Annotated in this window: 16 protein-coding genes; 6 read left to right on the top strand and 10 right to left on the bottom strand. The window is 67.0% G+C overall.

The window, feature by feature from the left end:
* Positions 1–20 precede the first annotated feature (20 nt).
* From LZC95_17745 to LZC95_17725, 5 genes are all read right to left on the bottom strand, one after another.
* A complete protein-coding gene (locus LZC95_17745) occupies positions 21–953 on the bottom strand; it encodes a hypothetical protein (protein WXA98662.1) in 933 nt (310 codons plus the stop codon).
* A 7-nt stretch (positions 954–960) separates the two neighbouring features.
* Positions 961–7,590, bottom strand: coding sequence for an SDR family NAD(P)-dependent oxidoreductase (locus tag LZC95_17740; GenBank protein ID WXA98661.1), 6,630 nt, complete (start codon positions 7,588–7,590; stop codon positions 961–963).
* A complete protein-coding gene (locus tag LZC95_17735) occupies positions 7,587–9,131 on the bottom strand; it encodes an NAD(P)/FAD-dependent oxidoreductase (GenBank protein WXA98660.1) in 1,545 nt (514 codons plus the stop codon). Before LZC95_17735 ends, LZC95_17740 begins: the two co-directional genes overlap by 4 nt.
* Positions 9,128–10,156, bottom strand: coding sequence for a fatty acid desaturase (locus LZC95_17730; protein ID WXA98659.1), 1,029 nt, complete (start codon positions 10,154–10,156; stop codon positions 9,128–9,130). Before LZC95_17730 ends, LZC95_17735 begins: the two co-directional genes overlap by 4 nt.
* Positions 10,157–10,222: 66 nt before the next feature.
* Complete coding sequence (locus LZC95_17725) at positions 10,223–11,794, bottom strand: LuxR C-terminal-related transcriptional regulator (protein ID WXA98658.1); 1,572 nt, start codon at positions 11,792–11,794, stop codon at positions 10,223–10,225.
* A 25-nt stretch (positions 11,795–11,819) separates the two neighbouring features.
* Here LZC95_17725 and LZC95_17720 point away from each other — a divergent pair, with 25 nt between their 5' ends.
* A complete protein-coding gene (locus LZC95_17720; protein WXA98657.1) occupies positions 11,820–13,058 on the top strand; it encodes a class I SAM-dependent rRNA methyltransferase in 1,239 nt (412 codons plus the stop codon).
* 4 nt (positions 13,059–13,062) lie between these two features.
* On the top strand, positions 13,063–14,019 hold the full coding sequence (locus LZC95_17715; GenBank protein WXA98656.1) for a lysophospholipase: 957 nt from the start codon (positions 13,063–13,065) through the stop codon (positions 14,017–14,019).
* Positions 14,020–14,101: 82 nt separating this feature from the next.
* Here LZC95_17715 and LZC95_17710 read toward each other — a convergent pair whose 3' ends face one another.
* Both LZC95_17710 and LZC95_17705 read right to left on the bottom strand, forming a co-directional pair.
* Positions 14,102–14,704: a class I SAM-dependent methyltransferase gene (locus tag LZC95_17710; protein ID WXA98655.1), complete on the bottom strand. Its 603-nt coding sequence runs from the start codon at positions 14,702–14,704 to the stop codon at positions 14,102–14,104.
* The gene (locus LZC95_17705) at positions 14,701–17,445 is read right to left on the bottom strand and encodes a glucosidase (protein ID WXA98654.1); all 2,745 of its coding nucleotides are present in this window, start codon (positions 17,443–17,445) and stop codon (positions 14,701–14,703) included. Before LZC95_17705 ends, LZC95_17710 begins: the two co-directional genes overlap by 4 nt.
* Before the next feature lie 40 nt (positions 17,446–17,485).
* Between LZC95_17705 and LZC95_17700 the strand changes: the two genes are divergently transcribed.
* From LZC95_17700 to LZC95_17685, 4 genes are all read left to right on the top strand, one after another.
* Positions 17,486–18,733 carry a serine/threonine protein kinase gene (locus LZC95_17700; protein WXA98653.1) on the top strand — a complete coding sequence of 416 codons (1,248 nt, stop codon included), beginning with the start codon at positions 17,486–17,488 and terminating at the stop codon, positions 18,731–18,733.
* Between the two features lie 95 nt (positions 18,734–18,828).
* On the top strand, positions 18,829–20,697 hold the full coding sequence (locus LZC95_17695) for a protein kinase (GenBank protein ID WXA98652.1): 1,869 nt from the start codon (positions 18,829–18,831) through the stop codon (positions 20,695–20,697).
* Between the two features lie 4 nt (positions 20,698–20,701).
* Positions 20,702–21,721, top strand: a complete 1,020-nt coding sequence (locus LZC95_17690) for a tetratricopeptide repeat protein (protein ID WXA98651.1) — start codon at positions 20,702–20,704, stop codon at positions 21,719–21,721.
* Positions 21,722–21,741: 20 nt separating this feature from the next.
* A complete protein-coding gene (locus tag LZC95_17685) occupies positions 21,742–21,897 on the top strand; it encodes a hypothetical protein (GenBank protein ID WXA98650.1) in 156 nt (51 codons plus the stop codon).
* Between the two features lie 120 nt (positions 21,898–22,017).
* Here the strand turns inward: LZC95_17685 and LZC95_17680 are convergent, their stop codons facing one another.
* The 3 genes from LZC95_17680 to LZC95_17670 are packed head-to-tail and all read right to left on the bottom strand — an operon-like array spanning position 22,018 to position 25,244.
* Positions 22,018–23,031 carry a tetratricopeptide repeat protein gene (locus LZC95_17680; GenBank protein WXA98649.1) on the bottom strand — a complete coding sequence of 338 codons (1,014 nt, stop codon included), beginning with the start codon at positions 23,029–23,031 and terminating at the stop codon, positions 22,018–22,020.
* Positions 23,028–23,957, bottom strand: coding sequence for a hypothetical protein (locus LZC95_17675; protein WXA98648.1), 930 nt, complete (start codon positions 23,955–23,957; stop codon positions 23,028–23,030). The genes LZC95_17680 and LZC95_17675 overlap by 4 nt, the downstream gene beginning before the upstream one ends.
* Positions 23,958–23,969: 12 nt before the next feature.
* Positions 23,970–25,244 carry an adenylosuccinate synthase gene (locus tag LZC95_17670; protein WXA98647.1) on the bottom strand — a complete coding sequence of 425 codons (1,275 nt, stop codon included), beginning with the start codon at positions 25,242–25,244 and terminating at the stop codon, positions 23,970–23,972.
* Between the last annotated feature and the right edge of the window lie 344 nt (positions 25,245–25,588).

Genomic DNA, 25,588 nt, shown 5'->3' with positions numbered 1-25,588 from the left:
CGCCTCCCTGTGAATCTCAATCAGTGGGTGAAGTTGGCGGAGCGGGACTTGGCTTCTTTGCGGAGTTCGGCGACGCCAGCCGGGCTCGAGGCTTTCACGCTGAAAATGCTCCCGCCGGGGGCGTCTTTGGCGGTGACGGTCGTGTCCTTCAGGACGACGGGGCAGCGACCGAAGCCGCCGCCACCCGTGCCCGAGCCCGTGTGGTGCACGGTGGCGGGATCTTGCTTGGCGGCTTCGACCAAGGCTTTGGCGCGCTCGCGGATCTCTTTTTCGGTATCTGCGTCTTTCGGCTTGGCGGCAACCACGGTGACATCGACGCCGTCCTTGGTGTCTTTGACCGTGGTCTTCGTGCCTTGGATGGCGCTTGGGCAATGGGCCATTTTGCCTTGGCCGGCCGATTCCGCGCCCGGTTTGGCCAATTCGGCAAGGCGGTCGCGCGATTCGCGGCGCAACCAGTCGAGCTCTTTGGCGTCGCTCGGCTTTACCGTGATGGCGCTGCCATTCTCGATGTCCGCAGCCGTAACCGCGGTGTTGCGCATCACCACCGGACAGCGGCCGAAGGCGCCACCACCCTCCCCGCCTCCGGTGTGCTTCACCTCTTGGGCAGCCTTGCTTGCCTGCTCCGTGAGAACCTTGGCGCGGGCCCGGATGTCGCTCACCGCGGCAGGATCCGTGGCGGTCACCTTGATGGTGACGGAGTCTTTGCCATCTTGGATATCCGTTTTGGCGCCGGCCACGCTGCTCGGGCAATGGGCCATGTTGCCCGATTTCGCCGGCGCCGCGGATGCGGATGCCGCCGGCTCCGGGGCGGCCGAAGGCGCAGCCCCCGTTGCGCTAGCCGCGGCCGATGCGCTGGGCGCAGGCTTGCTCTCGGATTCGCTTTTCTTGCACCCGCTCGACAACATCACGACTGCAACCGCCGCCCCCCACGCCCAGACGATCGTCGTTCGCATGAACCGACTATATCACTGCGCGCCCTCGGGCGAGCAGCGCCGACGCAATCTGTGATGCGGGCGGACCGCCTGCGACGGTCAGCGTCGGCAGCTTCATCCCCGTCGACTTTTCGAGCTCGGTGACGATCTCCAACGCAAGCGTGGAGTCCATCCCGAGATCGCGAAGCGGTACGCAAGGGTCGAGCTCCGCCGGAGGCAGGCGCATCACGCCGGCGACGCTGCCCACCACGAGCGACGTCATGTGCGAAAGCGCCGCCTCCTCGTCCAGGCCGCCCATGGACGCGAAGAGCGCGCCGGCGCGACCGTTCGCATGGCCATTCGCATTCTTGGGCGCGGCCAGTGCCGTGAACCTTCGAGCCCCGGCCCGCGGGTCCACCTGCTCGAGGAGCTTGGTCCAATCCACGTCGACCACGCCCACCGGTTCGGGTGAGGCGTCGAGAAGGTTGCCCAGCGCCTCCAGCGCGTCGTCGGTCGTGAGGCCGCGAATGCCCAGGCTCTCCAGGTGCTTCGCGGTGGCGCCATGGCGCGCCACCATGCCCGCCTCGGCGAGCGCCCCCCATTGGATGCTCGTGGCGGCGAGGCCGACCTTTCGCCGGTAAATCGCGAGCTGGTCGAGAAAGGTATTCGCGGCCACGTAGTTGCCTTGGTGCGCATTTCCAACGAGGGCCGCCACGGACGAGAACAGCGCGAAGAAGTCCAGCGCGGCATGCTCGGTGGCGAGGTGGAGATTCCACGCACCGCGCGCCTTTGCGGAGAGCACGCGCTCGAGCGCATCGCGATTCAGCTCCTCGAGCGGGCGATCCTCCAACACCGCCGCCGCGTGGACGACACCTCGAAGCGGCGGCATGGATCGGCGCACGGCATCGACGACGTCCTGCACCTGCGAGCGGGAGCCCGCATCGGCCGCGAACACGCGAACCTCGGCCCCGCGCGCACGAAGCTCGGTCAGCGCCTGCTGGGCACCCGGCGTATCCTCGCCGCGCCGCCCGACCAACGCAAGATGACGCGCCCCCTGCGCGATCAGCCAGCGTGCCACCTCGAGACCGAAGCCGCCGAGCCCACCGGTCACGAGGTAGCTCGCGCCCTCGGAGAAGCGGCTACTTCGCGGGGCCGGCGCGACGCGCAGCTCGGGATCCTTCGGGCGGACGCAGATCCGGCCGATGTGCTTGGACCGCGCCATCGTGTGAAACGCGTCGTGCACCCGGCTCGCGGGAAACGACGTGCACGGGGGCGAGCGAAAATCGCCCTTGGCGATGTGATCGAGCACGGTGCGCGCGAGGACACGAACCATCTCGGGCTTCGCCTCGAAGATGCGGTCGAAGTCGACGGCGGCGTACAAAAGATTCTCGTTGAAGGGGCGCAGCTGCAGGGCGGCGTCTTGGTCGAAGCTCATTTTGCCGAGCTCGATGAATCGCCCGAACGGCGCCAGGCACGCGAGGCTCTTCACCATGGTCTCGCCGGGCGTGAAGTTGAGCACGACATCGACACCGCGCCCGCCGGTGATGGCACGCACGTCGTCGGCAAAGCCCATGTCACGCGAAGGGCTGACGTGGACGATGCCGCGCTCGCGCAGGTATTGGCGCTTCTCGGGCGTGCCCGCCGTGGCGATGACCTCCGCCCCGAAGAAGCGCGCGACCTCGATGGCCGAAAGACCGACTCCGCCCGTGGCGCTGTGAACGAGCACGCGCTCGCCGGGACGGATGCGCGCGATGTCGACGAGGCCGTGGTAGACCGTCATGAGCGGCATGAGGCTCGAGCCTTCCTCGAAGCCGACGGTATCGGGGAGCTTCACGACGCGGTTTTCCGCGAGGACCACATGCGAGTCGAGGAAGTGCGGCGCGACCCCGTAGACGCGATCGCCGGGTGCGAGATCCTCGATGCCCGGTCCAACGCGCACGATGCGCCCGGAGCCCTCCATGCCCATGGCGTCGCCGAAATAGGTGTTCTCCTTGATGCGATCGGAAAGGAGGTCGAGCGCCTTCATGACGTCTTTGAAGCCGAGCGCGGAGACCTCCACCTCGATTTCCACCTCGCCGGGCCCCGGCGCGCGCCGCCCGTGGGCGACGAAGCCGAGGGAATCGATGCGACCTGGCTCACCGAGGGCAATCGCATAGCCACTGCCCTCGGCCGGAGCGTGGCGCTCGGGCGGAGGCGCCACCGGCGCTGGGCAACGCTGCACCCGGGCCGCGTAGGTCTCGCCTTCGCGAAGAGCGATCTCTTGCTCCTCGCCGAAGGTGCGCAGCCACGCGGTCAACGCGAGGGGATCGCTGGGGACGGATTCGAGATCGACCAGGGTGAGGTGCAGATCCGGGCGCTCGGTCATCGCGGTGCGGGCGAGGCCAAGCAGCGGCGCCAAGGAGACATCCGGCGGACCGTCGCTCGCCACGACCGCCTCGGCGCCCCGGGTGGCCACGTAGTAGCGCGCCACTCGATCGCGTGGGATGCCGCGAAGCGTCTGCACCAACGCTGCCGCGCGATCGACGCCGTGTGTGACAGGATCGTCGTGGGAAAGGCTGGCGCATGCGCGGAGATCGAGCACGCGGATCTCGGACGATGCTGCGAGGAGCTCGGGGCGAGGCAGCTCCGGGGCGCCATCATCGAGGACGATCCACAACGAGGGCTCGCGCAGCCCCGGCTCCGAGGCCGGCGCCATGCGTTCCCAGGTTCGCGCATAATGAAGCGAGGCGAGGTGCGCCGCCCGGGCCCTGGGCAGGATGCGGCAGGTGAGGCCGGAGATCTCGGCGACCACCGATCCGTCCTCGCGCACCAAGGTGACGTCGGCGCGAAGTTGACCGCGTCGCCGGGCGCCAAGTCGGCCATGGGCCAGCAAACGGCGCCCCGGGGTCGCGAAGAAGTGCACGCGATCGATGGCCACGGGCACGATGTCGTGGGCTCCATCGTCGTTGGCGAGGGCAAGGACGCTGTGAAGCGCGGCATCGAGCAGCACGGGGTGCAGGTGGTAACCGCGTTCGTCGAGGCCCTCGGGGAGCGAAAGCCACGCGAGCAATTCGTTCTCGGCACGCTGCACGCGTTCGACACCGCGAAAGGCAGGCCCATAGCGCAGACCGCGACGCGCCAGCGAGGCATACAGATCCGACGCGGATACGGCCTCCGGCAGCCGCGCCGAAAGCGCTTGCACGTCGAGCGCAGGGGCAGTTCGCCCCGGGGAAAACAGTTTGCCGCGGCAGCGGAGGGCTTCGTCCTCGGCGTGGATGGCGAAGCTCGCGGTCTCGGTCGAGAGGCGCAGCGCGAGCCGTATCACCTCGTCCTCGCGAAGCGCTGCGGCCGTGGGAAACTCGAGCTGCTCGATCGAGCAAGCCGCCTCGCCCTGCTGCATCCCGCGCGCGGCGAGCATCATCTCGATGTAAGCGGCCGCTGGAAAAACGGCGGAATCCGCGACCACATGGTCGAGAAGGTACGGCGTCGCGCCAAGATTCAGCTCCGCAGTCCAGGTGGCGGGCTCCCGGTGATGCGTGAGCAGCGGGTGACGCACGCCGACCTGCCGCTTGCCGCGCGTGCGCTCGCCCTCGTGCCAGAAGACCTTGCGGTTCCATGCATACGTGGGAACCGGCACGTACGAACCCGGGCCGAAATAGGCACGGAACGATGGCGTGTGGCCCGAAAAATGGACGCGGGCGAGCGCACGGGCCATCGTCTCGAGCTCGGGCGCCTTGCGCACGAGCGAGGCCACCACCTCGCCGTCTGCGCGGCGGCTTCTCAGGACATCGCGCATCGAGGCGGCCAGCACGGGGTGCGGCCCCACCTCGACGAACGTCGTATGCCCTGCGCGCACGGCCTGCTCGAAGGCGGCCGCAAAGCGAACCGCCTGCCGAACGTTGCGCCACCAGTAGCGGCCATCGAGCGGCTCCCCCTCGAGCCGCTCGCCGGTGACCGTGGAATACAGCGGTATGGCCGGGGCCTTCGGCGCGAGCGACTCGAGCGCGCTCGAAAGCGGCGCCTCGATCTCGTCCATGAGCGGGCTGTGGTACGGCACGTCCACGCGCAAGGCGCGCTGGAAATGCCCCGCCGCCTCGAGCGCGCGCGCAATGCGCCCGAGCTCCAGGTGATCGCCGGCAAGGGTGACCGATTCCTCGCTGTTCACGGCCGCGATGGCCGCGCGCCCCAGCCACGGAGCCACCGCTTCCTCGCTCAGGCCCACCGCGAGCATCCCTCCCCGCCCCGCGAGCCTCTGTTGAAGACGGCTCCGATGGTACGCGACCCGCATGGCCTCGCGCACACCGAGCGCACCGCACGCGTAGGCCGCCCCCACCTCGCCCACGCTATGCCCGAGCACTGCGTCGGGCACGATGCCCCACTCCGCCCAAAGCCGTGTGAGCGCGATCTGCAACACGGCATTCGCGGGCTGCGCCACCTCGGTCCGGTGCATGCGCGACGTCGGCTCGTCGCGCGCCATTTCTTCCCAAATCGACCAGCCCGAGGCATCGCGAAAGGCCTCGTCGCACTCTTCCACGGCCCGACGGAACGCCGGCTCGGCGGCGAAAAGCTCGCGCCCCATGCCCCACCATTGCGGGCCCATGCCGGTGTACACGAAGAGAAGCCCGCCGGCCTCCGGAGCCCCTTCGAACGATGCCGCACGCAGCGACGCCACGAGCTCGGCGCCCGAGTTGCCGCTTTGCGCCCAGCGATGCCGATGGTGCTCGCGGTGAAGGGCGGCGCTCCGGCAAATCGCGGTGACCTCCGCGTCGTTTTGCGCCCGCTCGAGCCGCTCGGCATAGCGCCCCGCGAGCTCGGCGAGCGACTCTTTCGACTTCGCGCTGATCGCCAATAGATGCGGTCGACAACGAGGTGCAGCCCCCGCGATGGGCGCGGGCGCAGGCGCCTCCTCCAGCACCGCATGTGCATTGCTTCCGCCATATCCGAACGAGTTCACCCCGGCCACGCGCGGAGCATGGCGCGCAGGCAGCGGCTCCGGTGCCCGGGGGATGCGCAGCCCGAGATCTCCAAGCGGGATCTCCGGGTTGACCTCCCCCAGGTGCGGATGGTGCGGCACCATGCCTTGCTGCAGGCACAACGCGGTTTTCAGCACACCGGTTACGCCGGCCGCCGCCTCGAGGTGCCCCAGGTTCGTCTTCACCGAACCCAAAAGGCACGCCTCCGAATCGCCGCGCGAAGCCCCCACGACGGTGCCGATGGCGCGTGCCTCGATGGGATCGCCCGCCGGTGTGCCGGTTCCGTGGGCCTCCACGTAGACCACCGAGCGCGGATCGACCCCCGCGCTGGCGTAAGCCTCGCGCATCACGGCCATCTGCGCCTCGGCACTGGGCAGCGAGATGCCTGCCGTGCGCCCATCCTGGTTCGTCGCGGTCCCGCGGATGACGGCATAAATCCGATGCCCCTCCCGCTCGGCCACCGAGAGCGGTTCGAGCAGGAGCACGGCCGCGCCCTCGCCGCGCACGTAGCCGTCGGCCCGCGCGTCGAAGGCATGGCAACGCCCCGTCGGCGAGAGGAACTTCCCTTTGGCCATGGTCAGGTGCGTCTCGGGCACCGAGATCGCGTTCACGCCGGCGACCAGCGCCCGATCGCTTTCCTTCGACCAGAGACTCTGGCAGGCGTAGTGCAGGGCCACCAACGACGACGAGCACGCGGTGTCGATTGACACGCTGGGACCGCGCACGTCGTAGAAGTACGAGAGCCGGTTCGACAACATGGTCAAGGTGCTAGCCGTGGCCGAGTGCGTGGACACGAGCTCGCGGTTGTCGGGGTTCGAATAGACCAGCAAATTGTCCGTCGTAAAGCCACCTACGAACACGCCCGTCCGGCTACCGGCCACGGAGCTCGGCACCACGCCGGCATCCTCGAAGGCCTCCCACGAGGTCTCGAGCAGCAGGCGCTGTTGCGGATCCATGCTCACCGCCTCGCGCGGTGTGATGCCGAAAAACGCCGCGTCGAACGCGTGCAAGTCGGTCTCGAGCAGCCCCGCCTTGTGCACGTACGCGCGGCCCGGGCTCTTGCCGCTCGGATCGTGGTAGATGCGCGGATCCCAGCGGTCTGCGGGAATGTCCACGATGCACTCGCGCCCATCCATGAGCAAACGGAAGAGCGCCTCGGGATCGTGCGCGCCGCCGGGCAGACGACAGCCGATGCCCACGATGGCGATGGGCTCGCGCCGCTCGATGCCAAACCGCGCCGCCGCTTCCTGCGCGAGCCGCGGGCGCGGCAGCACCGATCCCAACGCCGCGCGCACCACATCGTCCGGCGGCACGGTGCCATCCGCGCCGCGGAAGGTCACCTTCACGCAACCGGAGCCCACGAGGGCGCCCGATGCGCGGTGGAAGTCCTGCTGCAAATAGAACCAGCGCTCATCCCACGAGAGAACGCGGGTGCGAATTTCGTACGCCTCGAAGGGCCGCAACGGCGCTTTGAAATCGACGCACGCCGAGCCCACGGGCACCATCCAGCGATTCTCGATTGCGGGGCGCAGAAGGCCCACGCGAATGACATGATCGATGCGCGCCAAATCCATCATGGCGAGGTAACGGCTATTGGTCATGTGCCCGAACGGATCCAAATCGCCGGGAAGGACCCGCCACGTGGTCACGCTCGTATCGAGCGGTGCGATGCGCGGCTTGGTCGCCGCGCGGCCGAGGGTCCACAGCAAACGCCCATACAGATTCATGTCGTCTCTCCTCGAAGAACGTCGCCCAGCACGTTGCGCCGGAGGATCACGGAGCTCGCGAGGACCCCGGACATGAGCGATGCGCCCACGCCGACCGTCACCACGTCCTGACCCACGAAAAAGAGGCCAGGCGTCGGGGACGCCGGCCGCAGCCAGCGCGCGCGAAACCGCTCTGGCGAATGCTCGAAACCGTACATGGCCGCCTGGCCGGTGAAGTGCATCGTCGAGAGCGGGGTCGAAAGCTCTTGATGCCGAATGCGCCCCTTCACCCCGGGCAGCTCGCGGCAGACGATGGCGAGCAGGCGCTCGGCCAGCCACGCTTTGTAGTCTTCGTACTCGCGCCCGCGCTTGGCCCATCGCGTTCCGATCCAGCGCGCGAACGGTGCGAAGCTCGCCGGAACGATGGCCACCAGCGTGGAAATTCCCGGGTGCCGGCGCTCCCAATCGGGATCTTTGGCCGATGGCGAATTGATGTACACCAGCGGAAAGGGCGCCTGCGGATCGCGCTGAAAGGCGCGGGCCGTCGCATCGTGGTCGTAGCCGGCGTGAACCCAGAGGTTGCTCGCGCCGAGCCCCAGCTCCGACGCCGTGCCGGAGAGCCCGAGGTAGAGCGCGATGTGTCCCGTCGAATGCGCGGGGAACGCCTCGCCGGCATGGGTGGGAGGCGTGGCGGGAAGGAGCTTCCGCAACGTCGTCTCCACGCCGGCGTTGCTGACGATGCATGGCGCGAGGATCTCCTCCCCATCCTCGGTGCGAACGCCGATGGCCCTTCCGTCGCGCACCAAGATGTTCGCGACGGGCGTCGACGTGCGCACCTCGCCCTGCGAAGCCTCGATGATCGGCACGATGGTCGACGCGAGCCGCGAGGCACCTCCCACCGGGTAGCTCGCACCCTCCAGGTAATAGTCGGCCACGAGCGCGTGCATGCCGAAGCTGCTTCGCTCAGGCGGAAGGCCGTAATTGCCCCACTGCCCGGTCAAGACGCCAATGAGCCGCTCGTTCTGGGTCCACGAGCGCAGCATGGAAAGCGTGGTCCGGCCGGCGTAACGCTGAAATGGCAGCCCGAGCACCGGATGCAAGAGCCACCCGAGCCACCGCGGCACGATGCGCTGGAGAAAGAATCGCTCGGCGGAACGCGCCGCCCGGCGAACGGCCTCGAAATACGAAGCAATGGCGCGAGCCTCGCCAGGGAACGCCTCCGCGAGATCGCTTTTGAGCGTTTCCGCACCGGTGCGAAAGTCGAAGCGCGCATCGTCGAAGATCATGCAGTCGTAGACCGCACCCATCTGTGCCCATTCGAGCTTGCCGCCCGTCACGTAGTCGAAGGCACGCCGCAGGGGGTGCTCCGGATCGTGCACCTGCCCCAGGTAGTGGACCCCCACGTCCCACTCGAATTGGCGCCGGCGGAACGTGTGCGTGAGCCCGCCCGCCACGTAATGCCGCTCGAGAACGAGCACCTTCTTCCCATGCCGCGCCAGCAAGGCGGCCGTGCCCAGCCCACCGATGCCGGAGCCGATCACGATGGCATCGTAATTCGTCATCGCATCCCCCCGCGTGCGAGCCGGACGAGCAACGCCGGAAATCCAACGACGGGCCGCAAGAAGAACTGCCGCTTTTGCTCGGGCGTCAAAATGCGGTGCAGATAAAAGTGCAACGCGAGCTGGTGGTACCAAGGCAGTGCCGGCTCGAGGTGGTGCGAAAAGTGGCAAGGCTGTCCCCACGGTCCACCGCCGAGCAGAAGCCCCCAGAGCCCCAGGCCGAAGTCACGCGTACCGTGGACGCGCTCCAGCGGCATGCCCAGGTGCTCGGTGCTTTCACGCACCCGGTCGAGGACGAAACTGATCCACGTCCCCACGAGCAGGAGCGAGACGAGGGCGTAGAGCACGCCGAAGCGCCACGCCATCGCGGCGAAGAACACCGCGAGGTGCAGCTTGGTGAGCACGGCCGAGATTTTCCGGCTTCGCGTGTGCTCCTGCGGGCGCCACGGGAAGAAGTCCGAGTGGCTGAACACCGGCGCCATGGGCACGATGGCCAGCAGCAACCTTCGCAAGCGCACGTGGTTGGTGAACGAGCCGTCTTGCTCGGTGCCGAGCCAGCGATGGTGCTGGAAATGGCTGCCTGCGTAATATTCCGGGTCGGCCAGAAAGAAGCGGCACGCGTTGTTGGCGACAAAGCGCAACACGCGCGTGACCGGGCCATTCCCCACCACGATGAGATCGTGCGCGGCGCCTTCGTGCACGCTGTACGTGACGATGCTGCACACGAGAAAACCGTGGAGAAACCCGGTCGTGAGCGCCGCGAACACGATTCCGGAGCGCGTCGCCAAGTCGAACGGGAGCTGCCGCGGCAACTCCAACAGGGCATACGCATCGAAGGCGAAGAGAAAGGCCAGAAGGCCGATTCCCACCGCGGTGTGCAGCGTCGGGTGCGCGCGCCGCCAAGCGATCCACTGCTTCGCTTTGGCGCGCACGAGTTGGCGCTGCGACGTCGAAAGGTACACGAAACTCGCAAGGGACGACGCCTGGTGCGCGCGCGCCGCCCCCACGTCGGAGGCGTGGGTCTTCACTATGACCGTTTCTTACGCGCCGCGATGCACGTCGGCTCGCCGCAAACGCCCGATAGGCCATCGTGCCTATGGTGCGTCGTTTACCCAGCCCAGAAGATCGTTCTCGCTTGCGAACAGCGTGGCCCCCGCGCGCGTGGACACACCGATTTTCTCGTAAATGTGCGCCACGTGATGCTGCACCGTGCGCGGCGAGATGGAGAGCTGCTCGGCAATCTCCTTGTTCGAACATCCACGTGCCACGCGGCGAAGCACGTCCACTTCGCGATCGCTCAAACCACGGGGCCATGTCTGGCGACGGCGTTGCCGCTCGTGCCCTGCTGCCTCGAGGATGGCCTCGACGATTTCCGCCTCGAACCTGCGCTGCGACACCTCCGCGCGCATGGCACGCACGGCCTCCGCAGCGCCCAGCGCAGGGCGGTGCGGGCGAGCCTCGAGAAAGGCGCAGTAGCAATCCGCGGCGGCGATGACCATCGCGTCCGGCGGAATCAATGCCGCGGGCGTGCCGCGCGAGTACCCCGAGCCGTCGCACCGCTCATGGTGCGCACCGGCCAAAATCGCGACCTCGGAAAGCAGCGGCGAGCGCGCGAGCACCCGCTCCGTGTAATACGGATGCAAGCGGACGCGCTCCCATTCGGCGGTGGTGAGCGCGCCCTTTTTCTCCCAGATGCCCGCGGGCACGCTCACGCTTCCCAGATCGTGGAGCAGCGCCGCATGCCGCACGTTCGCGCGCGCGCTTTCGTCCAGACCGAGAAGCTTCGCCGCGCGCTCCGCCAGCTCGGCCACCGACGTCGAATGCCCCACCGAATACACCGACTTCAAATCGGCGAAGTCCGCAAACGCGCGCGCCACCTCCGCGATACCCGCACGCGACGGATTCGTCGAGGGTGCCCGCGCCAGCACCGCGTCCCACACCGACGGCCCCTCGAGCGGGGCCAAGAGCAACTCGGCCTCGCTCGCGAACACCTTCACCAAGTGCGGATCGAGCTGCCCGCCGGCGCGCGTCTTCAGCACCGACTGCGCGTGGGCAAGGCCGCTGACCCGCGCGTGAATCTCCGCCACACGCGCGACTTGGAGGATGCGCGCCGGCAGCGCAATGCTTTCCTCGGCGAGGTTCGCTGGAAAGCCGCGCCCGTCCCACCGTGCGTAAATCTGCCCCAGGGTGGCGATGACCCCCGCCCCCATGTCGAGGCGCGCGGCAAAGCGCAAGGCCGCCTCGCAATTGCTGGCCGCGAACGCCGTCAGGATGGACGGCCCTTCGGTCACGAAGTTCGCCACGGCGCGCACGCGCTCTTTGAGCCCGCGGCCTTTGCCGAGACCGATGGCCGCGGGCAAAAGCTCGCCCGGGCGCCGTGCATCGATGGGCGCGAAGGTGCGGTGAAGCACATTGTCGTCGCCGCCCAGGGCCCCGGCCCACTCCGAGGAAAAGGCCGTGCACCCGACGAAACGGAGCAACCCCGCGTAGTACACGTCGGCGATGGTCTCTGTGCTCGCGCCCGCCGCACGGGCCAGCTCCGTTGCGAGAAGGCAGGCGCGCAAGCTCGTTTCGAACGGCTGATCGTTCGCGAGATCCGTGGCGAGCGAGAGCGCGGCGAGGACCTCCGCGAGATGCAGCGGATGCGCCGATTTCATGAAGTTCATGATTGAGGTAAGACGTTACACACGGATGAGAAAACTCGAGTCGAAGACCGACGACGCCGGCGCGTCGAATGCCCGCCGCCTCGAGGTCGGAGCCGCAGCGGTTGAAAAACTCCGCCGCGGGCACCCGTGGGTATGGCAACGAACCGTGCAACGCGGGCTCGATGGCGTCGAAGCTGGCCAAGATGTGCTGGTGATGGCGCCGGATGGCAGCGTGCTCGGTCGAGGCCTCGCCGATCCCGCATCGCCCATCGCCGCAAGGCTCTTCACCGGCGCGGACGGGGCGAAGATGCCCATCGATCGCGCGCTGTTCGCGCGGCGGATCGCCTCGGCGTTCGCCGTGCGCGCGCGCCTTTTTGCTGATGGGCAGACCAACGCGTACCGCCTTTTGCATGGCGAGGGCGATCGCCTTCCGGGCTTCGTGCTCGACCGCTACGACAACGTGGCCGTGCTGCGCGTCGACGGCGAGGGCGCGGCGGCGCGCGTGGAGGAGTTCGTGCAGGCTGCGTGGCCCGAGCTTCAAAAGCTGGGCATCGTGACACTGCTCTTGCGCGAGGGGAAAAAGGCGCGCGAGGGCAAGCCGTCCGCGACCAAGGCGACGACGTTGCGCGGGCCCGATCCGAAGGAGCGCGTTGCCGTGCGCGAGCATGGCGTTGGCTTCATGGTGGACGTGCTCCAAGGCCAGAAGACGGGCGCCTTTCTCGACCAGCGCGAGAACCGCTGGCGCGCGGGCCTGCTTGCACCGGGGCGGCGCGTGCTCAATCTTTTTTCGTACGCGGGAGGCTTCTCCCTGTTTGCCGCGCTGGGAGGTGCCAAGCACGTGACCAGCGTGGACATCGCCGCGGGCGCGCATGCGGCCGCCCAGGCGAGCTTTCGCTTGGCCGGTGTCGAACCGGGCGCGCATGCTTTCGTCACCGCCGACGCGTTCGCCTTTCTCGCCGACGCGAAGCGCCGGGGCACGGTCTGGGATCTCGTCATCAGCGATCCTCCGAGCTTCGCCTCCAACGAGAAATCGCTGCCCCGCGCCCTTGCCGCCTACCGCTCGCTGCATCGGGCCTGCGCGGACGTGCTCGCCCCCGGCGGCATCTTCTGCGCGGCGTCCTGCTCGAGCCACGTGGACACGGAGAGCTTCCTCACGACCCTCGACGATGCGGCCACGAACCGCACCGAGCTGCGCCTTCTCGAGCATCACGGCGCGCCGCCGGACCATCCAACCCTACCGGCATGGCCCGAAGGGCGCTATCTCAAGTTTGCCGTTCTCGGATGACTCGATGACTGAACTCTACAGCGTGGACAACGGCGCCGGCTGGCGCCTCTCCCTCAAGCGCATCGCGCCCGCGGCCCAAAACGGAACCAAGGGCCGGCCGGCCCTCATCGTCCCCGGCTACGGGATGAACTCGTTCATCTTCAGCTTTCACCCGAAGGGGCTTTCGCTCGAGGAGTACCTCGCCTCGCGCGGCATCGAGGTGTGGAGCGTCGATTTGCGCGAGCAAGGCCGCTCGGAGCGCACCTTCGGGAACAACCGCTACGGGCTGGCCGAAATGGTCGACGACACGGCGGTGGCCATCGACCACGTTCTCACGCACACCAAAACGGGGGCCAAGCAGGTCGATCTGATCGGCGCCAGCCTCGGCGCGGCGTTGATGTTCGGCTACATGGCACGCACGAAAGACGCGCCCGTGCGCTGCCTGGTGAACGTGGGTGGCCTGGTCACGTGGGTGAAGATCCACCCGGCCGTGCGCGCGGCCTTTTATTCGAGCCGCCTCATCGGCCTCGTCCGCATGCGCGGCACGCGAAAACTCGCCGGCATCGCCCTGCCGGTGCTCGCCAAATATGCACCGAAGGTGCTCTCGGTCTACATGAACGCGAGCTCCACGGACACGAGCCACGCGGCCACGATGGTGCAAACGGTGGAAGACCCGAATCCCTACGTCAACATGGATATCGCCCGCTGGATGGCCGAACGCGATCTCATCCTGCGCGGGGTGAACGTCTCGCGCGCCCTCGCAGACATGCACCATCCCTTCTTGTGCATCGTGGCCAACGACGACGGCATCGTCCCCCCCGAAACCGCCCGCGCCCCGTATGACAGCATCGGCTCCGACGACAAAGAGCTCCTCGCCGTGGGCGACCCCACCTTCCCCATGGCCCACGCCGATCTATTCTTATCGACCGGCTGCCAGGAAAAGGTTTTCGAAAAACTGGCCAGCTTCCTCTTGGCGAGATGAAAAAGGAAAACCGCCAAGACGCCAAGAAAAAAAATAAATTACAAATTATCTTGGCGCTCTTGGCGTCTTGGCGGTTCAAATCTCACGCTTTTTCCAATTCGTAGAAGGTCAAATGCCCGCGTTTGGAGTAGTAAAGCCCGCATCCTAGGGGCGTATAAAACTTGTCCAACCGGGTGCGGTACCATTTGCGGGTGCGGGCGCGTTGGGTGGTGTCGGTGAAGTCGCGGTCGCAGATTTCCTCGAGATCGTATTTGGTGACGGCTTCCAGGTAGAGGAAGCCATTGCTCATGGAGGCGATGTTCTCGATGGCGCGGGTGGCGGCGTCGGCGTCGAGGTACGGGAGAACGCCCTGGCAGATGACCAAATCGAACTGCTCGCGCGTGCGCCACACGGAAATATCGCACTGCTTGTGACCGTACTTCTTGCACGCGTGCTCGCTGACCTCCGTCGAGAGGTAGTGCACGTTCTTCTTGTTCGCGGCGAACCAATCGCGCCACAACCCCGTGCCGGCGCCGATGTCCAGCACGGAGCGAATATCGCCCCCGTACCAGGCAATCATCTCGGTCACGCCCCGCGCGAGGTGGGCGATGGAGTCTTTGCCATAAACACGCGTCTCTTTGGATTCGTAAAAGCGCTGATAATAAGCCTCGTCGAAACGTTCGCCGCCACCGTTCTTGCTCGTCATTTTTCTTTCTCGCGATCGCGCCACAAAGGACTCTGCTGAAGCAACTTCGCCACCAGCGCAGTCCAACCCGTCTGGTGGTTGGCCCCCAAACCTGCGCCCGTGTCGCCGTGGAAATATTCGGGAAAGATCAGATAATCGCGAAAGTGCGGATCGCGTTCGAGCTTTTCCTGCGATCCATCGATGGGGCGGCGCCCATCCTTGCCGCGTAGAAAAAGGCTCGCCAGGCGGCGTGACAGCTCGGAGCTCACGTCCCAGAGGTTCATCCACTTTCCGGAGCCCGTGGGGCATTCCACCTTGAGCTCGTCCCCGTAAAAGTGGTGATACTTCTGCAGCGCTTCGATGAGCAGGTAATTCACGGGAAACCAAATTGGCCCGCGCCAATTCGAATTGCCGCCAAAGAGACCGCTCCCCGATTCGCCCGGCTCGTAGGCCACTTGGTGCACGGCGCCATTGATGGCCAGCGAATACGGCTTTTCGAGGTGCACGCGCGACAGAGAGCGGATCCCGTAAGGCGAAAGGAACTCGTTTTCATCGAGCACACGCCGCAGAATGCGCGCGAGGCGCTCGGGTCCCACCAGCGACAGAATGTGTCGCCCCCCGGGACGGGAATGCCCGAAGCCTTGGAATTGCGCCACGTACGCGCCCAGCTCCGGCCGATTCACCACGAACCAACGCACCCGTTTGACGAAAGCGGGAAACTGCTGCAGAAGCTCGTCGTCGATGGTCTCCACCGCAAAGAGCGGAATGATGCCCACCATCGAGCGCACTTTGAGCGGCGCGTATTGATTGCCCGGCAGACGGAGCACGTCGTAGAAAAAGCCGTCCTCCTCGTCCCAGAGGCAGACCGAATCCTCGCCCTCCCGCATCTTCTTTTTCTTGTCTTTGCCGAGCCGCGAGGACGGATTCCCATTCATCGCGCGTGCGATGTAGAGAAAGTGCTCGAAATATTTGTTCGCCACGTCCTGGTAGCTGGGATTCTCGCGCGCGAGCTCCAGGGACATGGCGAGCAGATTGAGGCAGTACATGCCCATCCAGCTCGTGGCATCGGCCTGTTCGAGCGTCCCGCCCTCGGGCAAGGCATTGCTCCGGTCGAAGACACCGATGTTGTCCAATCCGAGAAAGCCGCCCTCGAAGACGTTTTTCCCGTCGGCGTCTTTGCGATTCACCCACCAGGTGAAGTTCAACATCAATTTATGAAAGACGCTCTCGAGGAAGGCGCGATCGAGGTTGCCCGTCATGCGCCGCTCGATCTGGTAAACGCGGAGCGCGGCCCACGCGTGGACGGGCGGATTCACGTCGCCGAAGGCCCATTCGTAGGCCGGTAGGCGTCCATTGGGATGCATGTACCATTCACGCAACAAGAGCGTCAGCTGCGTGCGCGCGAACTCGGCATCGATGAGCGCGAAAGGCAAACAATGGAATGCGAGATCCCACGCCGCGTACCAAGGGAATTCCCATTTGTCGGGAACCGACAGGATTTCGCTGTTGTACAGGCTGCGCCAATCGTGGTTGCGCCCATTCATACGCTCTTGGGGCGGCGCCGGGTACGCCGGATCGCCGCGCAGCCAGCGATCCACGTCGAAGCAATAGAATTGCTTGGTCCAGAGCAGACCGGCCATCGCTTGGCGGTAGACGGCCCGCTCCTCTTGCGAGAGTCCGCTCGGCATGATGCCGTCGTAAAAGGCATGGGCATCGGCGATGCGTTCTTCGAAGAGCGCGCCGATGTTCGCAAAGGGGGCCTCGAGCGGCGTGTCGGTGAAACGAAGGTGCATCACTTTCGATTCGCCCGGCCCGAGCACCCAACGGACGTGCGCCGCGGCCTTGCTTCCGCGCTTTTCAGGGTTCACCGCAGCGGTTTCGCCCGAAACGACGTAGCGGTGGAACGCGTCCTTGGTGTAGGGCGTCCGATTCGGCGTCCCATGGAGGGCCTCGAAGTTCGTCTCGTTCTCGGTGAAGAGAAGCTCGGGGCCATCCTGAGTCGGCGCCTCGATGTACAGACGGCGCGCACCGAGGTGGGTCTGCTGCATGGCGATGGTCCGGTAGCCACGCTTCGGGGACTCGGCCCAAAAAAAACTGTCCTCCAATACCGGCTCCTGCCAACTCCACGTGTTGCGAAACCAAATCGTGGGCAACAGGTGCACGGGGGCGGCGTTGCGGCCTCGGTTGGTCACCGTGAGGCGGATGATCAAGTCCTCCACGTCGACCTTGGCGTATTCGACCAACACGTCGAAATACGCATCGTCGTCGAACACGCCGAAGTCCCAAATCTCCGGCTCCCGCACGTTCCGGCCCGCGCGTGCGGCGGCTTCGCGGATGGCCTCGCAGGGAAACCGCCGCTGCGGATACTTGTATATGGCCTTGGCGTACGAGTGCGTCGGGGTGCCGTCGAGGAAGTAGTAGACCTCTTTGACGTCCTCCCCGTGGTTGCCTTCGGGCCCGCTCAGGCCGAAAAGGCGCTCTTTTAAGATGGGATCGCTTTCGTTCCACAGGGTTGGCGCGAAGTGCACGAGGCCGCGGTTGTCGGAAATACCCAGAAGGCCGTCCTCGCCCCAGCGATAGGCGCGCAAGACGGCGTCTTCGTAGGTCAGGTAGCGCCAGGCGTCGCCGCTGGCCGAGTAGTCCTCACGGACCGTCCCCCACTGCCGCAAGCTGAGGTACGTGCCCCAACGCCGCCATTTTCGCCCTGCGCGGGCCTCCTGGAGGCGGTCGCATTCGTTCTTGGTAGGGACCGGGCGGGTCATCGTTGCTGAGGACTACCACGGCAATGCTACTATCGAACGCGTGACCGGCGGCCCGCCCTCGAAGACTGGAACGATACCGCCTCCCGTTTCGGCACCGCCGCCGTCGGTTCCGCGCCCGCAGGCGCCGCTGGCACCGCCGACCCCGCCCGTGCCGTACCCGCCTCACCCGCATCCCCATCCAGGAAGCAACCCGGGTCCGCCGCCGTCGAGTCAGCCGCGGGCTGCTCCTCCGCCCCGCCATTCGGCCACGCAGCCGCTCACGCATCCGCCATCGCAGAACTTCGCAGCGCAGCACCCGGTGGGAGGCGTAGGAAGCGTGACCCTCGCGGGGATGCCGCCCATGCAGACGCATCACCCAGGAGCGGGGGCACAAGGCTCGCCCACGTTGCATGGCCACGGCTTTCACACGACGCCGCCGATGCCGATGCCGCGCATCACCGTGCAGTACCCGCAGGTCGGCGCGGTGCTCACCTCGGCGCGGGGCAATTACGAGGTGAGGTCCATCGTCGGCTCGGGCGAGTTCGGCGCCGTCTACGAGTGCGTCGGCCCCTTCGACCAAGTCTACGCGGTGAAGATGATCCGCCCCGCGAATCGCCCGCACGGAGAGGTGCACGCCGAGTGGGCGCGCGAGGTGCAGCGTTTGATGCTCTTACGCCACCCCAACGTGGTGTTCATCTACGACGCGTTCGAGCAGAACTTCCTCTACTACCTCGCCCTCGAGCGCTGTGATCACCCGCTCACGGCGATGCTCGGTCCGCCGATGCAAGAGAGCCTGGTCATCGAGCTCGCGCGCCAGCTCCTTGCCGCCGTGCAGTTCCTCCACGACAACGATATCGTCCACGACGATCTCCACCCGGGCAACGTGCTCATTTCGCATGCCGACCGACCCATCGTGAAGATCAGCGACTTTGGAATCAGCCACGAGCTGCGCGGGCAGTCGGCCATTCGACCCAATGTCGTACATCACAAGATTATGGCGCCCGAGGTGGTTGCAGCGGGGTACACGAGCAAGCAAAGCGACCTCTATCAGGTGGGTCTCCTCCTCTATTGGATGCTGACGGGATCTCCGGCACTCGCCGCGGGATTGCCCTATCAAGAGCTGATTCGACAAGTGGGTGGTGGTGAGCCGCGTCGCCGTGCGGAGCAGATTGGAACACCACTCGGGCATCTCATTGCCAAGATGCTGCGGCGCCGCGAAGCATATCGCTACACATCGGCGCGGGAGGTATGGGCGGATCTTCGCGCACTGCCCGCGTGGCAAAATCGCGATTTGTTTCGCGATACGTGACGACGCAATCAGAAGGAAAAATAAGCTAGACTGGGCCCGTGGTGGCCGCAGCGCCCACTCCTCCGTTGGTGCCGTTGTCCATAGGGAAGTACGCCGTGGTGCGCTTTCTTGGGACCGAGGAAGGCGTGCATGCAGGGCCGGATTCCACCGGCGTCGAAAGCTACATCGTGCGCGCGGAGGCCGCAGGCGAAGCGGCCCCTCGGTTGATCTTGGAGCGCGTGCTGCGCACCCACGTGACCGCGGAGGATTTCGACGCGTTCACCCGGCGCGCGCGGCGCATCGCCATGTTGCGCCACCCGAACGTGCCGCGTGTGCGTGACGTGTTCACCACGGCGGAGCACGCCGTGGTGGTGACCGAATTCATCGAGGGCAAGCGCTGGGGGAGCCTCGATGCGCGGGCCGAGTCCCAGCGCAAGCCGTCGCTTTCGCTCGAAGTGCGTTTGAAGCTGCTGCTGGACGCGCTTTCGGCGCTGGCCGCCCTCCATGCGCTGCGCGAGCCGGGGTGGAGTTCGACATCGACGGGGGCCAAAGTTCCTTCGATGATTCACGGCGACGTGGCCCCCTCGAGCATCCTCGTGGGGACCGACGGTGTGGCGCGGCTGCTGCGCATTCACCGGGTACCGTTGCATGCCCCCACCGGCCCCCTCGCCGAGCGGACCGCGCGCTGTGCGCCGGAGATTCTGCTGGGCGACGGAACCGCCGACGGGCGCGCCGACGTGTACTCCATCGGCGTGATGCTTTGGGAGGCGCTGTCGGGAAAGCGCCTCTTCACGCAGCCCACGGTCGCGGAAATGCTGTCACGGCAGCTCGCCGGCGACCTCCCCGCGGCCACCACGTCGGTGGCGTGGGCCGAACCGCTCATCGAAATTGCGGCGGCCGCCCTGGCGGTCGATCCCAAGCGTCGCTACGCAACGGCCATTGATCTAGCTATGGCGATTCGCAATGTGGCCGGGCACCGGGTCGCCGGGGCGTCGGAGGTAGCTCGGCAGGTCGCGGGGATCTTGGGGAAGCCGGGGACGAGAAAGATGGTCGCGCCGCCGCCACTGGCCGCGCCGCCGCCACTGCCCACGAAGCCTGCGCTCATACCGGTGGAGCAGGAACTGGAGGAGGAGGTCGATCTCGAGCAGGAACTCGCGGAGATCATCGAGCCCGAGGCTCCCCCGGCGGAGTTGGAGTCCATCGACGATCGCTGGTCCTCGTTGGCGCCGGAACCTGCGCCCGTGGCTGCGCCTCCTGCTGCTCCTCCCGCGCCTCCTCCTGCTCCTCCTGCCCCTCCTGCTTTTGTGGCGCCGCCGCCGGTGCACGTGATGGCCGCGCCGCCACCGCCGCTCCATCACGCGCCGCTGCGGATGACCCCTGCCCCGCCTCTCGCCGGCGGGACGCCGGCCCTCCATGGGACGCCGGCGCCCCCGGAGTCGAGCCCGCTGCGACCGAGCGATATCACGGAGTTGCAGGCGCGCTCGCCGCGGCGAAAGCGGCAGATCCTCATCGTGATGTTCCTTGCGGCGCTCCTGCTCTTCGTGAGCGTGTGCACGACGACGTTGCTTCTGCGCCCGGCGAAAGCGCCTCTCGCCGGCAAAACGCCGGCGACATCCGCCAAGCCCGTGGAATCGGCGCCGGCGCCCAAGGCGTTGGCCGTTGCGACGCCGGCCGCGCCGCCACCTGCCCCGGCGCCCGAGCCCGCGGCTGCCCCACCGCCGCCCGCCACCACGGCGGCCGCACCTTCTACTTCTTCTGCTCCTTCTTCTCCGGCGCGTGCCGCGGCAGCTGCCCCGGTGCGCCGGGCCGCAGCATCCGTCGCGCCTGCCGCAGCGTCACCGAAGGTCAATGCCGCACCCGCGCCGGCGGCCCCCAAAGCCGCGGCGCCACCGAAGTCCAGCCCTCCGCCTCCGCCCGCCGTCCGTGCTGCACCTGCTGCGAAGCCGCGCCCGAAGCGCAGCACGTACGTGCCGCTTGGGATCTAACCGAATGCGTTCTCCTCAGTTTTGGCTCTCCGCCATCCTTTCCCTCAGCCTAACGACGTCGTTTCTCGCGAGCCCTGATGCCTTCGCCGCCGGCGTGGACCCCGGCAAGGCGACGCCCGTGCAGCGCGAGCAGGCCCAATCGCGCTTTCTCAAAGGGCGAAAGCTCTACGATTCGCGCGACTATGCGGGCGCGGCGGAGGAATTTCGCGCATCGCACGACATCGTGGCGAGCCCAAATTCGCTACTTTTTCTCGCGCGGTCGCTGCGCCAGAAGGGCGATCTCGTGGCCGCGTACGTCGAATTCGACAAGGCGCGCGTCGAGGCGAAGGAGCTCGCCCGCGACGACACCCGCTACGAGAAGGCCGGCGAGGCGGCGACCATCGAGCGCGATGCCCTGGCGAGCAAGCTCGGGTTCGTCGTGGTCGACGTGCAGAATCCCACCGAGCAAACCACGCTAAAAATCGGCGGCGACAGCATTCGCCGCGCGGGGTGGAGCGAGCCCGCCCCCGTCGTCCCGGGCACGACCACCATCGAGGTGGAGACCCCCGGCCGCGCGCCCGTTACCACGTCGGTCACGGTGGCCGCCGGCCAGACGGAGCACACGCGCCTCGACGCGCAGAGCGGCACATCGACCACGGTGGAGGCCCCCGCCCCTGCCCCCGCGGCGCACGATGATCGCTCGGGCCTGCGAACCGGCGCATACATCGCAGGCGGCGTCGGCGCGGCCGGATTGATCACCTTCGTGGTGGCCGGCCTGATGAACAACCGTACCTACGGCAGCTTGGAAGATGCGTGCGGCAAGGGCCCCTGCCCCGAGTCGAAAAACGACGACATCAGCAAAGGGAAAACGCAGCAGACCATCGCCAACATCGGCTTGGTGGTCGGCCTCCTCGGCGCCGGCGCGGGCGTCACCCTCTTCGTCCTGAGCCAGCCAAAAAAGGGCAGCTCCGCACAAGCACCGGCAGCCGCGCGCACCCAAGTGGTCCTCGGCGCCACGGGCATCTCGTTGCGAGGCTCGTTTTGAAAAAGATGCATCTTACAATCATGGTCGCAGCGGCCTCCCTCCTCCTCTCGGCCTGCACCCACGACTACGACGTCTTCAAACCCCGCCGCGACGCCGGCCCCGACAGCTCCGCAACCACTTCGCGCCTCGACACGGAAGAAAACGGCGAGGCCGTCGAGGGCGAAGAAGAGAATTGAACAGGGAGGCGGGGAGGCGGGGAGATCTGAAAGAAGAGTTTTTTGGGTTTTCCATTGGCTCAATGGGCCGATTGAAAACCCCAAAAACTCCCCGCCTCCCCGTCTCCCTGTGAATTCTTCTTAGAACGTCACTTCGTCGTGCGGCAGGGGCTCGACGGCGCCTTTTTTGCCCGGTTTGATCCGCTTTTCGGCTTCTTCGCGTTCTTTCTTAACGGAGTCGCGGTGGATGCGGGCGCGGGCGCGCCAGGGGTCGGCGGGATCGGCTTTGTCGACGTATTCGGCCCACATGGACTCGGCGCGGCGGAAATGAAGCGCGGATTCGAGGGCGTTCTTGCCGTTGCGGCCCAGTGCCATTTCGCGCAGGCCGAAGTACCAAAGGCGCTCGTATTCCGGCACGAAGAAGACGTTGACGGTGTCCTCGATCACACGGCGATGGTCGATCTCCGTCGCCCACTTGGCCTCGGCCATCGCGCCCGACGTGTCGCCATGTCGATCGAGGGCGACGGCCAGGCCCCACACGGCGAGCACCCCGGTGTCACCTGCGCTGGGTACCAGGGTGGCCAGTTGAATGGCCTCCCGGTAACCGGCGATGGCCTCCTCGAGGTGCCCGAGACGCATCTCCGCCTCGGCGAGATTCAAGGTGGCGGTCACCCGGCCGGAGCCGTAGGTCGCGCGCTGTAGGTACCGGATGTACGCCTCGCGCTCCTTCAGCGGCTGGTTGCCGTGCGCGTATGCGTACGCCAACATCAGCCACGCGTCCTCGGCGGCAGGATGATCCGGCGCCATCGCCAGCGCCTTCTCCAGCACGGCGGCCGCCTGCGCATGGCGGTTGAGCGACTCGTACACCGTGCCCAGATCGAAACGCAGACGCACGTCGGGGCTTTCCGCGGCGTGGGCCTCCTCCAGGATGGCGCGAGCTTCCTCGTAGCGCTTGTCGCGTTCGAGGCGGCCGAGCGGCAGCGACTCGGTCTGGATCATCCGCTCGCGCGCGCGCACGTGCACCTCGTAGGTGCCGCGCATCTGCGGATTCTTCGCCACGTCCCACGGATTGGGCGGCGTATCGGCATGGGCCGGGCGGCCACCGAAACCGAGCGCCATGAACAAGGCCACCGCAAGAGCGAGGGTGCGCTTCATCGTGGCTTCTTCTCCACGTTCGCGATGCGTTTCACCGGCTCGTGCGCGCGGGCTCGGGCGTGGGCGACCCACGGACTGCTGCCCGCGGTGTCGGCATACTTCTGCCACGAGGCCTTGGCCTTCGCGGGATCGCTGACGTCCAGCGCGATGGCCGCAAGCGCATCGGTCTCACGCTCGGCCCCGGGGCCCACGAGAAGCTGACGCGCACGCGCATCGGACAGCGTCGGCCATGGGTTGGCGAGCTGGCGCTCGAGCAGCACCGCCCGAGCCTCCTCGCGGGCACCCATGCGATCCAGCGCCAGCGCCAGCCCGAGAATGGCCACCGCCTGCGCCGTGTCCTGCGCATCGCGCCGGGCCTGGCGAAAGACGGAAATGGCCTCGTCGAGCCCCGCAGGGCCCCGCGACATGGACACGAAGCCCGCCTCCACATAGGCCGGCCCCCGCTCGGCCAGCGGAAGCATCGCCGCGCGGGGAAGCAGCGTGCGGTAGGCGATGTAGCCTTCGTCCGCGTGCCCGGCCCGCACGGTGACCCGCGCCCAGGTCAGCAGCGCGACCGGCTCGTCGAGCGCACGCGGATCGCGGATGCGCGCCTCGTTCATCTCTTTGTACGCCTCGAGCCAGCGCCCGAGCTTCGCGTAGGCGCGCCCGCGGAGCACCGCCGGTGCCGAATGCTTGGGCACCAAGGTGTCGGCCTCGTTCGCGATGGCGATCACCTCATGGGCCATGGTCGCGAAGCCTGCCAGCTTCGACGCGCCACTGGCCAGCAGATCGCAGTACTTGCGCAGCTCCGGGGTTTTCGCCCGTTCCCACACGTTCCCCGACTGCGGCCCCTCGATGGCCCCGCACTCCTGCGGGCGCACGCTTCCCACCGCCTGCGCGTGAAGCGCGACGACGGTGAGAGCAACCGCGGCGGAGATCAGGGCCATGCCCAGCAAATACTAGCCGAATATTTTTTCGAGGAGGATGGTCTCGTCCCGCCGCTGCCCGACGCTGATGAGCACCACCTTGCAGCGGGTCTCGCGCTCCACGAATTCGATGTAGCGCTGCGCCGCCGGCGGAAGGTCCGCGATGCTGCGCGCCGCGGAGATGTCCTGGCCCCAGCCGGGGAGCGTCTCGTAGATGGGCTCCGCCAACTCGATGTCCTCGAGCGGGAAGGAGGTGCGCGCGACGCCGCGGATGCGGTAACCCGTGCAGACCTTGATCTCCGGCAGGCCCGTCAGCACGTCCAGCTTGGTCAGCGCGAGGCCATCGAGCCCATTCACGCGGGCCGCATAGCGGACGGCGCAGGCGTCGAGCCAGCCCGTGCGGCGCGGCCGCCCGGTGACCGAGCCGAACTCCGCCCCGATCTTTCGCAGGCGCTCACCCGTCTCGTCGTTGAGCTCCGTGGGGAACGGTCCGCCGCCCACGCGCGTGGAGTACGCCTTGACCAGGCCGATCACCTTGCCAAGCCTGGTCGGGCCGACGCCCGTACCGGTGGCCGCGCCGCCGGCCGTCGAGTTCGACGACGTGACGTAGGGATACGTCCCGTGGTCGATGTCCAGCAGGGCTCCCTGCGCGCCCTCGAAGAGCACGTTCTTGCCGGCCTGGAGAGCGTCCTCCAGCAGCTCCGAGGCGTCGACCAGGAGCGGCACGATGCGGTCACGAACCGCGTCGATGCCCTCCATCACCTTCGCCAAGGTCGGAAGCTCGCCACCGAGCGCCGCGACCGTGGGCTGCCAGGCCTCCATCGCGCGACGCACGAGCTTCTCGGTGCGGGCGCGATCGCGGAATGCCCCAAGCGGAACGCCGCGGCGGGCCATCTTGTCCTCGTAACAGGGACCGACACCCCGCTTGGTCGTGCCGATGGCATCAGCTTGTTGCTCGCGCAACGTGTCGACCAGGATGTGGTACGGCAGGATCGTATGAGCCCGCTCGCTGACCACTAGCTGCCCATCGGCCGCATAGCCGCGGCGCTGCAGTTCGTCGATCTCTCCGATGAGGGAAGTCGGGTCGATCGCCATGCCTTGCCCGAGAACGCAGCGCGTGTGCGGCCGCAAGATGCCGCTCGGCACCAGCCGCACGATCACTTTGTCGTCGCCTACGACCAGGGTGTGGCCCGCGTTCGGACCCCCTGCGTAGCGCACCACGACTTCGGCGTGCTCGGTGAAAATGTCGACGATTTTGCCCTTACCCTCGTCACCCCACTGCGCCCCAACCACAACGACAGCACTCATTTCGCGGGAGCCTACCAACATCCCTCGCGCTTTGGGAGCGTTCAACACGCGAAACGCGCGCGTTCCCGGGCCATCCAAGAGTTATGACCCCTTCACGATGCTTAGGGGCATCCACCCTGCGGCGTCCAAGCACGGGGCAGGTCAGGCAGACGCGAGCAGTGCTACCGAGGTGATCGCATCCCGCGAGGCCCCCCGCAAAGGGGCAAGTGCGTGGCGATTTCGCCGGGGTGTGGCATTGTTGTACCCGCCAACGATGTTCGTGTGAGACGCGGATCGAGGGTCCGCGAGCGCGAACGACAAAAAGGTTCACCTCGTGAAACACCTATATTTTTCGGTGTTTGCGG

This window comes from Sorangiineae bacterium MSr12523 (assembly GCA_037157775.1).
In the GTDB taxonomy this organism is placed as follows: domain Bacteria; phylum Myxococcota_A; class Polyangia; order Polyangiales; family Polyangiaceae; genus Pendulispora; species Pendulispora brunnea.
This window is presented reverse-complemented; position numbering and strand designations above follow the sequence as displayed.